Source organism: Bacteroides sp. HMSC067B03 (genome assembly GCF_001811315.1).
GTDB lineage: Bacteria > Bacteroidota > Bacteroidia > Bacteroidales > Bacteroidaceae > Bacteroides > Bacteroides faecis.
The window spans coordinates 25,345-41,448 of sequence record NZ_KV804319.1 but is presented as its reverse complement, the minus strand read 5'-3'; the positions used below and the strand labels follow the sequence as shown (position 1 = coordinate 41,448).

General features: G+C 43.6%; 11 protein-coding genes and 1 tRNA gene. 10 read left to right on the top strand and 2 right to left on the bottom strand.

Translation table 11 applies throughout. The features are described 5' to 3' along the window. The first annotated feature begins 10 nt into the window (after positions 1–10). The 4 genes from HMPREF2794_RS07535 (at position 11) to HMPREF2794_RS07520 (ending at position 3,680) form a co-directional block, all read left to right on the top strand. Positions 11–391, top strand: coding sequence for a 2-amino-4-hydroxy-6-hydroxymethyldihydropteridine diphosphokinase (locus HMPREF2794_RS07535; RefSeq protein ID WP_022301509.1), 381 nt, complete (start codon positions 11–13; stop codon positions 389–391). Next, positions 388–1,140, top strand: coding sequence for a 3-deoxy-manno-octulosonate cytidylyltransferase (kdsB, locus tag HMPREF2794_RS07530; RefSeq protein ID WP_010538159.1), 753 nt, complete (start codon positions 388–390; stop codon positions 1,138–1,140). The genes HMPREF2794_RS07535 and kdsB overlap by 4 nt, the downstream gene beginning before the upstream one ends. Positions 1,141–1,143: 3 nt before the next feature. After that, the gene (locus HMPREF2794_RS07525; protein ID WP_010538158.1) at positions 1,144–2,427 is read left to right on the top strand and encodes a M16 family metallopeptidase; all 1,284 of its coding nucleotides are present in this window, start codon (positions 1,144–1,146) and stop codon (positions 2,425–2,427) included. A gap of 83 nt (positions 2,428–2,510) precedes the next feature. Further along, the gene (locus HMPREF2794_RS07520; RefSeq protein WP_010538157.1) at positions 2,511–3,680 is read left to right on the top strand and encodes an MORN repeat-containing protein; all 1,170 of its coding nucleotides are present in this window, start codon (positions 2,511–2,513) and stop codon (positions 3,678–3,680) included. Between the two features lie 149 nt (positions 3,681–3,829). On the opposite strand, the gene HMPREF2794_RS07515 is transcribed toward HMPREF2794_RS07520, so the two are convergent. Further along, positions 3,830–4,768 carry a ribose-phosphate pyrophosphokinase gene (locus tag HMPREF2794_RS07515; protein ID WP_008761422.1) on the bottom strand — a complete coding sequence of 313 codons (939 nt, stop codon included), beginning with the start codon at positions 4,766–4,768 and terminating at the stop codon, positions 3,830–3,832. Between the two features lie 306 nt (positions 4,769–5,074). Between HMPREF2794_RS07515 and HMPREF2794_RS07510 the strand changes: the two genes are divergently transcribed. The 6 genes from HMPREF2794_RS07510 to HMPREF2794_RS07485 all read left to right on the top strand — a co-directional run bounded on the left by HMPREF2794_RS07510 (position 5,075) and on the right by HMPREF2794_RS07485 (position 15,560). Beyond that, positions 5,075–9,322, top strand: a complete 4,248-nt coding sequence (locus tag HMPREF2794_RS07510) for a DUF5113 domain-containing protein (RefSeq protein ID WP_055269461.1) — start codon at positions 5,075–5,077, stop codon at positions 9,320–9,322. 34 nt (positions 9,323–9,356) lie between these two features. Beyond that, a complete protein-coding gene (locus HMPREF2794_RS07505) occupies positions 9,357–10,085 on the top strand; it encodes a DUF5932 domain-containing protein (protein ID WP_010538154.1) in 729 nt (242 codons plus the stop codon). Continuing rightward, entirely contained in the window at positions 10,075–11,529 is a 1,455-nt protein-coding gene (locus HMPREF2794_RS07500) for an AbgT family transporter (protein ID WP_022301506.1), read from the top strand. Before HMPREF2794_RS07505 ends, HMPREF2794_RS07500 begins: the two co-directional genes overlap by 11 nt. Before the next feature lie 219 nt (positions 11,530–11,748). Further along, positions 11,749–13,797 carry a toxin-antitoxin system YwqK family antitoxin gene (locus tag HMPREF2794_RS07495; RefSeq protein WP_070751280.1) on the top strand — a complete coding sequence of 683 codons (2,049 nt, stop codon included), beginning with the start codon at positions 11,749–11,751 and terminating at the stop codon, positions 13,795–13,797. Positions 13,798–14,182: 385 nt separating this feature from the next. Continuing rightward, a tRNA-Arg gene (locus HMPREF2794_RS07490) sits at positions 14,183–14,256 on the top strand. 158 nt (positions 14,257–14,414) lie between these two features. Next, the gene (locus HMPREF2794_RS07485) at positions 14,415–15,560 is read left to right on the top strand and encodes a site-specific integrase (protein WP_070751279.1); all 1,146 of its coding nucleotides are present in this window, start codon (positions 14,415–14,417) and stop codon (positions 15,558–15,560) included. A gap of 48 nt (positions 15,561–15,608) precedes the next feature. On the opposite strand, the gene HMPREF2794_RS07480 is transcribed toward HMPREF2794_RS07485, so the two are convergent. After that, positions 15,609–16,103 carry a DUF4376 domain-containing protein gene (locus tag HMPREF2794_RS07480; RefSeq protein ID WP_070751278.1) on the bottom strand — a complete coding sequence of 165 codons (495 nt, stop codon included), beginning with the start codon at positions 16,101–16,103 and terminating at the stop codon, positions 15,609–15,611. Between the last annotated feature and the right edge of the window lies 1 nt (position 16,104).

Genomic DNA, 16,104 nt, shown 5'->3' with positions numbered 1-16,104 from the left:
ATTTTCCGTTGTGCATAAGTGTGTCATTTGTATCGGAAGTAACTATAACCGGAAAGAGAATCTTCTTCTGGCTCGCAGGAGACTGGTGGATTTGTTTCCAACCATCCGCTTTACCTCCGAACAGGAAACACGTCCTTTATTCTTCAGAAGTCCGGCATTATTCTCCAATCAGGTGGCGATGTTCTTTTCGGATGCAGAGGAAGAAAGGGTGCGCAAAGAACTGAAAGCTATTGAGCAGTCCGCAGGTCGCCGTCCCGAAGATAAAAAGGAAGAAAAGGTCAGCTTGGATATTGATTTGCTTTCTTACGATGACCGGATTTTAAGACCGGAAGATTTGAAAAGAGAGTATATCGTGAAAGGATTAGAAGAATTAAAATACAATCAGATATGAAATTTCTGGGAATTATACCTGCCCGTTATGCATCTACCCGTTTCCCTGCGAAACCGTTGGCTATGCTGGGAGGAAAGACGGTGATACAACGTGTGTACGAACAAGTGACCGGTGTATTGGATGATGCCTATGTAGCTACCGACGACGAACGCATTGAAGCTGCCGTGAAAGCATTCGGAGGAAAAGTGGTGATGACTTCCGTCGATCATAAAAGCGGGACAGACCGTTGTTATGAAGCATGTACTAAGATTGGTGGCGATTTTGATGTGATAGTCAACATACAGGGAGACGAACCTTTTATCCAGCCTTCCCAGCTGAATGCTGTAAAGGCTTGTTTTGAAGACTCTACTACACAGATTGCTACGTTAGTAAAACCTTTTACAGCCGACGAACCGTTTGCTGTACTGGAGAATGTAAATTCGCCGAAAGTGGTGGTCAACAAGAACTGGAATGCACTTTATTTCAGCCGTTCCATTATTCCGTATCAGCGTAATGCCGACCGGGAAGACTGGCTGAAAGGACATACCTACTACAAACATATCGGTCTGTATGCCTATCGCACCGAAGTATTGAGGGAAATCACCGCTCTCCCTCAATCCTCACTGGAGCTGGCCGAATCATTGGAACAGTTGCGCTGGCTGGAGAATGGATATAAAATAAAGGTAGGTATCAGTGAAGTGGAAACGATAGGAATCGACACACCGCAAGATCTGAAACATGCGGAAGAATTTTTGAAGAACAGAAGCTGATTTATGGATCGTACAATACAACCTGAAATACAAGCCCTGAAAAAATTCCATATACTTCCTCCCGTCCGGACCACTTTGCCGAATGGTATCCCATTGGCTATAGTCAATGCCGGTGAACAGGAGGTAGTCCGTATTGATATTCTTTTTGCCGGAGGACGTTGGCAGCAGTCACAGAAGTTGCAGGCACTGTTTACGAACCGGATGCTGCGTGAGGGTACGCGGAAATATACGGCAGCCATCATCGCGGAGAAACTGGATTATTATGGTTCATGGCTCGAATTGTCCAGTTCGTCGGAGTATGCTTATATCACGGTCTACTCACTGAACAAGTATCTGGCGAAAACACTGGAAGTCGTGGAATCGATGGTGAAAGAACCCCTGTTTCCGGAGAAAGAACTGCATACCATTCTGGATACGAATATCCAGCAATACCTGGTCAATACTTCTAAAGTCGATTTCCTGGCACATCGTGGTCTGTTGCAGACTCTTTACGGAGCACAGCACCCGTGTGGACAAATCGTTGTGGAAGAAGACTACCATGCCATTACGCCGGAGGTTCTCCGTAGTTTCTACGACCGGCATTATCATTCGGGCAATTGTTCTATTTTCCTGTCAGGCAAGGTGACGGAAGATACCATCCGGCGGGTGACCGATACTTTCGGAACTCCTTTTGGTCAATATCAGCAGAAAGCGATAAAGCTGGAATTCTCTTTTAACGCCGTTGCCGAAAAACGCATTTTCATAGAGCGTGAAGACGCATTGCAGAGTGCGGTGAAATTAGGGTGTACTACCATTACCCGCCAGAATCCCGATTTTCTGAAGTTACGGGTACTGATGACGTTGTTCGGAGGATACTTTGGCAGTCGTCTGATGTCCAACATCCGTGAGGAAAAAGGATATACTTATGGTATTTCTGCCGGAATTATGTTTTATCCGGATAGTGGTTTGCTGGGCATTTCGACAGAAACGGATAACGAATATGTTGAACCACTGATACAGGAAGTATATCACGAAATAGACAAGCTGCATCAGGAACTTGTTCCGATGGAAGAACTGACCATGGTGCGCAACTATATGCTGGGAGAAATGTGCCGCAGCTATGAATCGGCTTTCTCGCTATCGGATGCATGGATTTTCATTGCTACTTCCGGGCTGGATGATCTCTATTTCTCCCGTTCCCTGCAGGCTGTGAATGAGGTGACGCCTCAGGAAATACAGGAATTGGCACAACGTTATTTGTGCAAAGAGACATTAAAAGAGGTCATTGCTGGTAAAAAGTTGTCATAATTTGCTTTCCGATATGGCACTTTTTGGGATAGAAGTTGTATCTTTGTCCAAATTGTAATTTTAATGAGTAACGAGTAAAACCAATGAGGAAATATCTATATACTACACTTTTTTTGGCTCTTCTTGCACAGGGAGGAGTGATGGCACAAGATAACAATACCAGTAAAGGCGGGTTCTTCGGGAAGCTGAAAGATACATTCTCTACAGAAATAAAAATCGGGAACTATACCTTTAAAGATGGTGCTGTCTACACCGGAGAAATGAAAGGACGCAAGCCGAACGGAAAAGGGAAAACGGTTTTTAAGAATGGGGATGTTTACGAAGGGGAATATGTAAAAGGAAAGCGTGAAGGCTACGGGATCTATTCTTTTCCGGATGGAGAGAAGTATGAAGGTCAGTGGTTTCAAGACCAGCAACATGGAAAAGGAATCTATTATTTTATGAATAATAACCGTTATGACGGTATGTGGTTTCAGGACTACCAGCATGGTGCCGGAACGATGTATTATCATAATGGCGACTTGTACGTAGGCAACTGGGCGAATGACAAGCGTGAAGGCGAAGGTACTTATACATGGGCGAACGGTGCTAAATACAGCGGTCACTGGAAGAATGACAAGAAGAACGGCAAAGGCACCATGAACTGGGACGACGGCTGCAAATATGACGGTGACTGGAAAGATGATGTGCGTCATGGAAAAGGCGTATTCGAATATACCAACGGAGATAAGTACGATGGTGACTGGGCAGATGATATCCAGCACGGAAAGGGTACTTATTATTTCCACACAGGAGATCGTTACGAAGGTTCTTATCTTTTAGGTGAACGTACCGGAGCTGGAGTTTATTACCATGCCAACGGTGATAAATATGTAGGTAATTTCAAGGACGGCATGCAGGACGGAAAAGGTACATTTACGTGGGCTAACGGTGCTGTGTACGAAGGCGACTGGAAAAACAACAAACGTGAAGGCAAAGGTACTTACAAATGGAGCAACGGAGATGTGTACGAAGGCGACTGGAAGGATAATCGCCCTCACGGTCAAGGCTCTCTGAAAACTGTTGCCGGTATGCAATATAAAGGTGGTTTCGTAGATGGTCTGGAAGAAGGACAAGGCGTACAGATCGATAAAGACGGTAACCGTTTCGAAGGTTTCTTCAAACAAGGAAAAAAAGATGGTCCTTTTGTTGAAACCGATAAGGATGGGAAGGTAATCAAAAAAGGAACTTATAAGATGGGAAGAGTTCTTTAAAAATGAAGAATGAGGAATGAAGAATTGGTTGCACATTCGCACTCATTTCTAGTTCAATTCTTAGTGTTTGATATAATATAATAAGAAAGCCGGCTAAGTTCAAATTTAGCCGGCTTTCTTATTTTCATTCTTCATTCATCATTCATCATTTAAATGATGTATTGTGAACTGATTGATTCGTTATTCATAACTCGCTTGATTGTTTCAGCAAACATATCAGCGATGCTCAGCTGTTTCACTTTCGCGCATTTCTTAGCGTATGGGATACTGTCTGTAAATACCATTTCAGTCAGTCCGGATTCCTGCACACGGAAAGAAGCTGGGTCAGACATTACACAGTGGCTGGCAATAGCACGTACGGATTTAGCTCCGGCTTCCATCATGATATTGGCAGCTTTGGTGATTGTTCCTGCTGTATCTACGATATCATCGATCAATACTACATTTTTGTCTTTCACGTCACCGATGATTTGCATGGAAGCGACTTCGTTGGCTTTTTCACGTGACTTGTTGCAGAGTACCAGAGGCACACCGAGATATTTGGAGAAAGTGCTGGCACGTTTTGAACCACCCACATCCGGTGTAGCAATCACCAGGTCTTCCAGCTTCAGTGACTGGATATAAGGGAGGAATACGGCTGATGCATACAGGTGGTCTACGGGGATATTGAAGAATCCCTGAATCTGGTCTGCGTGCAAATCCATGGTAATCAGTCGGTCGATACCTGCTACTGAAAGCAGATCGGCTACCAATTTTGCTCCGATAGAAACGCGGGGTTTGTCTTTTCTGTCCTGACGTGCCCATCCGAAATAAGGGATAACGGCAACAACGCTCTTTGCAGATGCACGTTTTGCAGCATCGATCATCAGGAGAAGTTCCATTAAGTTGTCTGAGTTAGGGAAAGTAGACTGCACAAGGAATACATGTGCGCCACGAATTGATTCTTCGTAAGAAACAGCAAATTCACCATCTGCAAAGTGGGTGATATTCATGTTTCCCAGAGGACAATTGAGACTTGCGCAGATTTTCTCTGCAAGATATCTCGAGTTAGTTCCCGAGAATACCATAAAGGGTGCTTTTTCGCTCATTTTGTAATAGATGTTACCTATTTGTTAATTTGCCTGCAAAGGTAGGAATTTCTCTTATTATTTAGAAGGACTTATTGTAGAAAAAATAATTTTCTCTCCAACTTATCGGAAATATTTGTAGATTTGCAAGTAAGAACGAAGAACAGAGAATGAAGAATGAAGAATTATGGACGAAAAACAGAGAATGAAGGACGAAGAATGAAAGATAGTTATCGCCTGTCTTTTTATTCTCCATTCTCCATTTTCCATTCTCCATTATATATAATAGGAATATTGTTGCTTTCCTCTCTTTTTTCGTGCACCGATATGGTACCCACAAAAGAAGTGAGGCTTATCGACTCGCTGAATGGAAAAGCGTATGCTTATCGTTACCGTAATCTGGATTCTTCCTATAAATATGCCTACAAAGCATATCGGCAGGTAAACCTTTACAAGTCGGGGAAAGCCGAGGCGTCCAACAATCTGGGTTTCTGTGCCTTCATGAATATGGATTTCGACCGTGCCGAGGCGTATCATAAAGAGGTGTACAAACTGACTAAAAATGAACTGGAACTGCTGATTGCCGATATCGGACTGATGAAGATCTGCCAGCGTACAGCACTCAACAAGGAGTTTTATGATTACCGTAACAGTGCCCTTCGCCGGATGAAACGTATCCGCGAGGAGAGCGATTTGTTTGCCGACCGCCACGAAGCACTCCGGCTGGATTATGCATTTACCGAATTTTTCCTCGTTTCCTCCATTTACTATTATTATCTTCAGCAGCGGCAGGAAGCGATAACTTCTATCGATAATATTCAGGAAGACGAGGCATTGGGGGATACCAATCAACTTCTCTATTATCATTATCTCAAAGGATCGGCTTCTTTAGTTGAAACGAATACTCCGGAAGAACGGAAGCTCCGTGAATTTGACGAACTCTATCTGACTTGGCGGACTGCCGTAAAGAGTAAGCATCCGTATTTCGAAGGAAATGGAATGCAGGGACTTGCCAATTTGATGGCATCCCCGGCCAACTTCGAGTTTTTCAAGACAAGACGGGTGCATGCTTTGGATCAGTTCGATTTTCCGGTGGATTCGCTGTTTCCTTTGCGTCTGGCTCAACTGGCATTGGAGAAGTTTCGGGAATATAACGACTTGTACCAGATTGCCGGAGCTTATGTGTCCATCGGCAAATACCTGAATGCGCACGGATGCTATCAGGAAGCACTGGATACTTTATCAAGAGCATTGGACTGCGTAAATCACCATCACATGCTCTATTATCATAATGAAGTGGACACACTGGATAAATTATATACGTTTGCCGAAGGAGATACCACTTATACCGGAGTTCCGTGGATTGCTCAGGAGAAGGTGAAAACCGTTCCCGAATGGATCTCACGGATAAGGGAGCAGTTAAGCGTTTCATATGCCGGGCTGGGGATGAAGCATGCTTCTGATTATAACCGGAATATCTATCTGGATATTCTGAATTATACCCGTCAGGACAAGGAACTGGAAAGCCGTTATCAGTCTTTGGAAGCGGGTTCGCGACAGATGACTGTGGTTCTTTCTTTGGTTATCGTCGGACTGGTGCTGGTGATTATCCTCTGGTGGTTTTTCAACAAACGTTCCAAAATCAGGAACCGGGTGGATGTGGAGCGCCTGCAACGGATTTTATCTCTTTGCCGGGATATTACTTCTTCCATACCGATGAATGTACCTTTGATTCAGCAGGGCATCGACCAGTTGTTCGGGAAAGGACGACTGACACTGGAAATACCGGAAGAAGGAAAAGCGACATTGGTACCTTCTTCCCACCGGCTGAACCGGGACGAGAAAGCATTGGTACACGTATTGGAACCTTATATCGTGTGGGCTGCCGAGAATGAACAAATGGTGGCTGCATTGAGCGACGAGCGGATTCAGCTGGAGAAACAACGCTATATTTACGAGCAGCATATTGCAGGAAACAAACGTCAGAATCTGATAAAAAAAGCCTGTATGGCAATTGTGAACGGGATCAATCCTTATATTGACCGAATACTGAACGAAGTGCATAAGCTGACGGAAAAAGGATATATTGATGATGACAAGATAAAGAAAGAGAAGTACCAGTACATTGATGAACTGGTGACCACCATTAACGAATATAATGATATCCTGGCGCTCTGGATCAAGATGAAGCAAGGAACGCTTAGTCTGAATATCGAGACATTCAGCCTGAATGAATTATTTGATTTGTTGGGAAAGGGACGGCGTGCCTTCGAGATGAAAAAGCAGAAGCTGGAGATTGAACCGACTACGCTTATGGTGAAGGCTGACCGTGCGCTGACCTTGTTTATGATTAACACACTGGCTGAAAACGCCCGTAAATATACTCCCGAAGGAGGGACGGTGAAAGTATATGCACATGCTGCCGATGCGTATGTGGAAATATCTGTGGAAGACAACGGTAGGGGGATTTCTGCGGAAGATATAGCGCATATCATTGGTGAAAAGGTATATGATTCGCGTGCTATCGGCATGAAAGATGCGACAGATCCGGAAGAACTGAAAGAGAACAAGGGAAGCGGTTTCGGCTTGATGAATTGTAAAGGAATCATTGAGAAATATAAGAAGACGAATGAACTGTTCCGGGTATGTGTGTTCGATATAGAAAGTGAGCCGGGAAAGGGAAGCCGTTTCTATTTCCGCTTGCCTTCAGGGATACGTAAGGTGATTGGCGTGTTGCTTTGCCTGTTGCTCCCGGTGGGAATGACTTCTTGTTTGCACGACCCTCTTCCGTCGATATTGCAGGATAGTGATTCCATCGCTATTACTACTGATTCCACTTATGAGGATTTGCTCGATGCGGCATCGGATTATGCCAATGCAGCTTATTTTGCGAATGTGGATGAGAATTATGAGATCGCTTTGCAATATATCGATTCGGCAATGATGATGCTGAATGAGCATTATAAGAAATATGCGCGTACCACACAACCGCACCGGTACATGAAACTGGTCGGTAAAGGGATACCTGCCGAACTTTTCTGGTGGAATGAGCTTTTTGACTCGGATTATCATGTGATTCTCGATATCAGGAATGAAGCGGCAGTAGCTTTTCTGGCTTTGAAGCAGATTGATGCATATAGTTATAATAACTCGGCCTTTACGGATTTATATAAAGTGCAGGGTGAAGACCAGACTTTGGAGGGATATTGCAGGCAGCTGGAGCGGTCGAACACCAATAAAACGGTGGGAATTATTCTTTGTTTCGTCTTGCTGGTCGTTTCCCTGATAGGCTATTATCTCTTGTATATGAGGAAGATGCTCCAGAATCGTTTGAATCTGGAACAGGTGCTTGAAATTAATCAGAAGGTATTTGCAGCTTCTCTGGTCAGACCCCAGACTCAGGAGAATGAGGAAGCCCTTCAACGGGAGGAGAATACACTTAAAGAGATTCCTCAGCGCATTGTGAATGAGGCTTTTGGATCAGTAAATGAGTTGCTGACAATCAGCCTGATGGGAATTGCAGTTTATAACGAAACTACGCATCGGCTGGAATATGCTTCCTGTCCCGGACAGGAAATGCCGGAGATGGTACAGCAATGTTTTGATAGGGGGGAATATCTCTCCGCACAGAATCTCCAGGCGATTCCGCTGATGGTGGAAGCCGGTGGTGAGCATCAGTGTGTGGGCGTACTCTATCTGGAACGCAGGGAAGGGACACAGCAGGAAACGGACCATCTTCTTTTTGAACTGGTGGCGCGTTATGTGTCGATTGTGGTGTTCAATGCAGTGGTGAAGCTGGCTACTAAATATCGGGATATCGAATCGGCACACGAGGAAACACGCCGCGCTTCGTGGGAAGACAGCATGCTCCATGTACAGAATATGGTGCTCGACAATTGCCTTTCGACTATAAAACATGAGACGATTTATTATCCGAACAAGATAAAACAGATTATTGGCCGGCTGAATACGCAGAACCTTTCGGAAAAAGAAGAACGGGAAGCTGTAGAGACAATTACGGAACTGATAGAATACTATAAAGGGATATTCACGATATTGAGCTCGTGTGCTGCCCGACAGCTGGAGGAAGTAACTTTCCGACGGACTACGATTCCGGTACAGGAACTGTTTGATGCTGCCGGAAAATATTTCAGAAAGGTGATGAAAAACCGGATGGAAAAAATAGAACTGATCATGGAACCGATGGAAGCCAAGGTAATCGGTGATGTGAATCAGCTGCGTTTCCTGTTTGAGAACCTGATTGATGAAGCATTAGCGGTTCATGAAGAAGGAGTGATACGTCTGCAGGCCCGTAAGGATAATGAGTATGTCCGTTTTTTGTTTACGGATACAAGACGCGAGAAGAGTGTGACGGAACTGAATCAGTTGTTCTATCCGAATCTGGCTCGTATGACTTCCGGTGAGAAAGGGGAGTTGCGGGGAACGGAATATCTGATATGCAAACAGATAATCCGTGACCATGACGAATTTGCGGGGCGCAGAGGATGCCGTATCAATGCCGAACCGGCAGAAGGAGGAGGATTTACGGTTTACTTCACCATCCCGCGTAGATAAGAGAAAACACATAAAAGTTATTAGATAAATAAAAATGGAAGAACAGAAGTTTAAAGTTATTATTGTAGAGGACGTAAAACTGGAATTGAAAGGCACAGAAGAGATTTTTCGTCATGAAATACCCAACGCAGAAGTGATCGGCACGGCTATGACAGAAAGTGAGTTCTGGCCGCTGATGGAAGCACAGCTTCCCGATCTGGTTTTGCTGGATTTAGGACTGGGAGGTTCTACAACGATTGGCGTTGATATCTGCCGGAACATTTTCAAACGTTACAAGGGGGTTCGTGTATTGATCTTTACAGGGGAAATACTGAATGAGAAATTGTGGGTGGATGTGCTGAATGCAGGAGCCGACGGCATTATTCTGAAAACAGGGGAATTACTGACCAAGACAGATGTACAGGCTGTAATGGATGGCAAGAAACTGGTATTCAATTATCCGATTCTGGAGAAGATTGTAGACCGTTTCAAAAAGTCGGTGGCAAATGACGCCAAACGTCAGGAAGCGGTAATCAACTATGATATTGATGAATATGACGAGCGTTTTCTTCGCCATCTGGCCTTAGGCTATACCAAAGATATGATTGCCAGTCTGAAAGGAATGCCATTCGGTGTGAAATCATTGGAAAAACGACAGAATGACCTGATCGGTCGCCTTTTCCCGAATGGAGAACGGGTAGGGGTGAATGCGACTCGTCTGGCTGTCCGTGCATTGGAGTTGCGTATTATCGATCTGGATAATCTGGAAGCTGATGAAGAGTAAATGGCGAATGCCGCATCCCGCTACGATGTTCCTGCTGCTGACAATGGCGGTGGTCTTTCTTTCGTGGATATGTGATATCTACGGACTGAAAGTAACACTGCCGCAATCAGGAGAGGATATTCGGGTACAAAGCCTGCTGAGTCCTGAGGGAATCCGCTGGTGGTTGCGGAATGCTATCAAGAACTTTACCGGCTTTGCTCCGTTGGGCATGGTGATAATTGCCATGTTCGGACTGGGCGTGGCGCAGCATTCCGGGTTTATTGATGCGTGCATCCGTCTGGGAGTGGGCAATCGTAAGGAAAAAAGAAAGGTCATCTTGTGGGTGATCGTTCTCGGATTGCTGTCGAATGTCATTGGTGACGGTGGATATATTATTCTGCTTCCCATTGCCGCTATGCTGTTTCAATGGGTAGGTCTTCATCCGATAGCGGGGATTGTGACGGCTTATGTTTCTGTAGCATGCGGATACAGCGCCAATATCGTATTGAGTACGATGGACCCGTTGCTGGCACATACTACTCAGGAAGCCGCGCTTACACTGATGGGATATCAGGGAAACACGGAGCCATTGTGCAACTACTTTTTTATGAGTGCTTCGACGGTAGTTATTACGGGAATTGTTTATTGGGTGACTCAGAAATGGCTTCTCCCAACTTTAGGAAAATATGAAGGCAGTGTAAAGGTGGAAGCCTATCGCCCTTTGTCACGTAAAGAACGCCGTGCAGTGATGGTGGCTGTCACAGTAGCAGGGATATACGTAGCTCTTATTTTGTGGCTTACTTTCTCTTCTTATGGTATTCTGCGTGGTGTGAACGGAGGTTTGATGCACTCACCCTTCATTGCCGGTATCCTGTTTCTGTTGTCTTTGGGCGCAGGTTTTACAGGGATGGCTTACGGATTCAGTTCCGGTCGTTATCGTAGTGACAATGACGTGATCGAAGGACTTACCCAGCCGATAAAACTGCTGGGCGTATATTTTGTTATTGCTTTCTTTGCTGCCCAGATGTTTGCTTGTTTCGAGTATTCTCATCTGGACAAATGCCTTGCAATTATGGGAGCTGACCTGCTTTCTTCTTTTGAACCGGGTCCTTTGTCCGCACTTATTTTATTTATCCTGTTTACGGCGTTTATCAACCTGATTATGGTATCCGCTACTTCCAAGTGGGCATTTATGTCTTTTATCTTCATTCCGATGTTTGCGCAGATGGGGATTTCGCCGGACGTTACGCAGTGTGCTTTCCGTATCGGAGACAGTTCGACGAATGCCATTACTCCATTCTTATTTTATATGCCTCTGGTGTTGACGTATATGCGGCAATATGACAAACAGATCACTTATGGATCATTGCTGAAATATACTTGGAGATATTCGTTATGCATTCTGGGAGCGTGGACATTGCTGTTTATTGTCTGGTATCTGTTGAAGATACCGATGGGCTTATAATTCATGATTCAAAATTCCAGTTTTAACAACCGGAATTTTGAAAATGTCGTTTCTTCCAAATCCGGTCATTGGAAGACGAAAGGAGCACTATTATTTTTAGGGGCGGTTTTGCTTTATTGCGTATGTAAATGGAGGAAGCTGTTTAAATTGTAACTGACGAATTTCATCTTTCATCTTTTTTTAGTAGTTTTGTCCAATCAACTCAATAACAAATAAATAATGGATGGAATGAATAACGGGGAACAAGAGCAATATGCTGAACCTGGGAAGAATGGGAAAAGAAAAAATAGGGGAAAAATTGTAAAAAGAACCATATTGGTGGCAGGATTAGCCTTGGCTGTATACATGGTTTATTCTATAGTCTATTTATTTGTTTCGCCCGACCGGAATATCCAGCAAATCTATCTGGTACCGGAGGATGCTGCATTTATCATTCAATCATCAGCTCCGATTGAAGATTGGGGAAAATTTAGCGGAAGTGAGACATGGCAGTGTCTGAAGAAAGCGAAGTCTTTTGAAGAAGTAACGAAAAGTGTAGAAAAACTGGATTCGGTTGTCAGAAGCAATAAGGTGTTGTTGTCGCTTGTTGGCGAACGGGACATGCTTATTTCACTTCATAAGATTCGTGCTACGGACTGGGATTTTCTGCTGGTTCTGGATATGCAAAAGGCTTCCAAAATGGATTTATTGAAGGATCAGGTGGAAACAGTCCTGGTAATGAGTGGCTTTACGGTAACTAACCGGATGCATAATGGAGTTAACATTCTCGAAATGCGTGATCCGGATACGCGCGATGTCTTTTATACGGCTTTTGTAGATAATCATCTGGTGGGTTCTTATACTTCCGGATTGGTGGAATCTGCTATCGATTCGCGCAACAAACCTAAAATTGGCTTGGATCATTCTTTTATTGAGGCCGAGAAGAAGGTTTCCGGCAAAGGACTTGTCAGGGTTTTTATCAACTATGCCCGTATTCCTCAGTTTATGTCTATTTATCTGGGAACCAGAAACGAATATGTCGATCTGTTCAGCAACTCTATGAACTTTGCCGGTCTTTATCTTAATATGGATAAGGATCGTATGGAAGTGAAAGGTTATACATTTAAGAAAGATTCTGTTGATCCTTATATCACTGCTTTGTTGAATTCCGGAAAACATAAAATGAAAGCGCATGAAATCCTGTCGGGACGGACTGCTCTTTATACGAACATAGGTTTCGATAATCCGCTTACCTTTGTGAAGGAACTGGAAAATGCTCTTTCTGTTCATGATAAACAGCTCTATGATTCTTATCAGAGTTCCCGTAAAAAGATTGAAAGTCTGTTTGGCATATCATTGGAGGAGAACTTCTTGAGCTGGATGTCCGGAGAGTTTGCCATTACCCAATCCGAACCGGGCTTGTTAGGGCATGACCCTGAACTGATTTTAGCTATCAGGGCTAAGAGCATTAAGGATGCCCGCAAAAATATGGAGTTCATTGAAAAGAAGATCAAGCGCCGGACTCCGGTTAAGATTAAATCTGTCACTTATAAAGATTTCGAGATCAACTATGTTGAAATGAAAGGTTTCTTCCGGTTGTTTTTTGGAAAGCTCTTTGATAAGTTTGAGAAGCCGTACTATACTTATGTGGATGATTATGTCGTTTTCAGTAATAAAGCTGCCTCCTTGCTTTCTTTTGTAGAAGACTATGAGCAAAAGAATTTGCTGGAGGATACTCCGGGATTTAAAGATGCTTACTCATATATGAAGTCGAGCTCTACTATCTTTTTATATACGGATATGCATAAATTCTATTCTCAGTTAAAGTCTATGATGAATCCTGCTACATGGAATGAAATACAATCGAATAAGGATGTTTTGTATTCGTTCCCTTACTGGACTATGCAAGTGGTTGGAGATAACCAATTGGCTTCTTTACAGTACGTGATGGATTATCGTCCTTACAAGCCGGAAGAAGTGACAGTCGTAGCCAGCGATGAAGAAGACGAGGAAATGAATGAAGATGCTGTGACGGAGAAAGAACAGTTGAGTGAATTGAAACGTTTCTATGTCGAAAAGTTTGAAGGAAACGTGTTACGGGAATTTTATCCGGAAGGAGCGTTGAAGAGTGAAGCGGAAGTGAAGGAAGGGAAACGTCATGGACGTTACCGCGAATATCATGAAAATGGTAAGTTGAAGCTTCGCGGAAAATATTCGAATAATCAGCCTAAAGGTACATGGAAATATTATACCGAAGAGGGTGACTTTGAACGTAAGGAGAAGTTTTAGACAGACTTCTCCCGATTTGAATTATCTTATTCAATATTTTCTTCTGTGCTGAGATAAAAAGTTATCTATAAAACGAACGATATAGACTACAGCAACTCCGGCAATGACCAATACAATAATGCGACTCAACATAATTTCTGATTTTACATTTTACGTGGTGCAAAGATAAGTAAGATATATGCTATTAGCAAAAAAGATTATGCTAATAGCATATTTTTTTTGCTAATAGCATATTGGTTTTTGCTAATACCTTATCATCCGCTCCTATAGAGGTGCTTTTATAAATTGCTGATTTATAGTGATAAAGAAAAATATGAATAAAAAAGTTTCGAAAAGCTTTTGAGTTTTCGTAAAAAGCACTACCTTTGCATCCGCAAATAAGGATGGTTCCGTAGCTCAGCTGGATAGAGCAACGCCCTTCTAAGGCGTGGGTCAAGCGTTCGAATCGCTTCGGAATCACTATTAACATCCGGTAACAGTCAAACGTTATCGGATTTTTCTTTTAAATAGCTGATATTAAACGTTTTACTTTCGCCCCGTTTAACTTTTAATAACCTGCCTGTGTAGGCATATTTGTAGGCATATCCCCTCTACAGGCATAAAATAGGCATATAAAAATGACGGCAATAAGAGTTGTAAGACAAGGCAAAAAAGGCAAAACCGACCGGCTCCCCCTGTATGTGGAATTTTATATCAACCGTGAGAAAATAAGGATCGCGGTGAGGTTAAGTGTCACGTCCAAAGAATGGGACGAGCAAAACGAAGTGATAAAAGGCCGGGACAAAGAAAGTAAAGACAAAAATCTAATCATCTCAAACATCCGGTCACGTGTAAGCGACATATTTGTCCGTGCCCGTCTTAAAAATGAGACGCTTACAAAAGAAAGTTTCTTCCGCCAGTATAACAATCCTTCAGATTTTGGTACCTTCTTTGATTTTGCACGGGTTTACCTCAAACAAATTAGCAAAACTATTTCTTTCGGTACCTGGAAACATCACGTTTCTATCATCAAGAAATTAGAGACATTCGCCCCCGGCCTTGTGTTTTCAGAAATTACCCACGAATTTCTCCTGTCCTTCTTTGCATATCTCCGCAAAATAGGTAACAAGGATTCTACGGCATGGCGTAACATGGCTACTATCAAAATATATGTAGGTGCCGCCATACGCGGCGGTTATATGGAACAGGACCCGTTCTCGGCCATAAAGATACGCCGTCCCAAAAGCGAAGTCGTATATCTGACGGAAGAAGAACTGCTTCGTCTGACTGCCTTGTACCGGTCCGGTCGCCTGGAAGAATGTACCCAGAACGTACTCCGTTTTTTTCTGTTTCTCTGTTTTACCTCTTTGCATATAGGCGATGCAAAAGCACTGCAAATAAACCAGTTCATAGGGAATGAACTACACTACACACGAGGTAAGACCAAAATACCGGTAACTGTACCCTTATCGGACCCGGCACGTTATATTTATGAATATTACCGGGCCGGACGTACAAAAGGCAATCTGTTTATGAACCTTCCCACGGATCAGGATATAAACCGGGTATTGAAAACAATAGCCGGTAAAGTCGGAATAACAAAGGATATCAGTTCAAAAACCGGGCGGCATACATTTGCTACCCTGTATTATAAGAAAACACATGATATCGTAACGCTATCCCACCTTTTGGGACATAGTTCTATAACTATGACAATGGTTTACGCACATGCTCTGGAAGATGAACGCGAAGCGGGAATACACGCCTTTGATGATATGTTATAACTAAAAAAGTGAGGGGAAACGTATTTCCCGCTTCCCCCTTTCGCTTTTCTACTCCAACGTATAAACACTCCAGTCTATAGCCTTTTTAAGTGCCCAGCCTTCTTTTTGTGTCTCCTGTATATGTTTCACGGCACCGGCGTAAAATTCCTGTAGTTGCTGCATGCTTGCAAACTCGTAAAACGTCGGGTTGTCTTCTTCCCCGAGCTTGAAAGTAACAGGAAGGTTTTCCCCGCCTGTTTGCAAGGCAAGATCGTACGCCGTCTTATAATTCATCTGGTTTTCCATGGAAAGCCAGACTTTCAGGCCGTTCCATACGTACCCGCTTTCGATCGTGTCGGTTATCTGCCGGTTATACCATTCATTAATAACCGCCTTGATTTCTACCAGTGCGGGCAAGTGATCGAACGTCTCTTCCATGTAACTACGTTGCACTCCTTCGGGTGTCTCTGTTTCCTGGTAATCCCACGTAATACGCCAGATTCCCCGGCGGCGGTTGGTACATCTTACCGGTTCCGCCTTGCTGTCTGCATAAATCCGTATCATT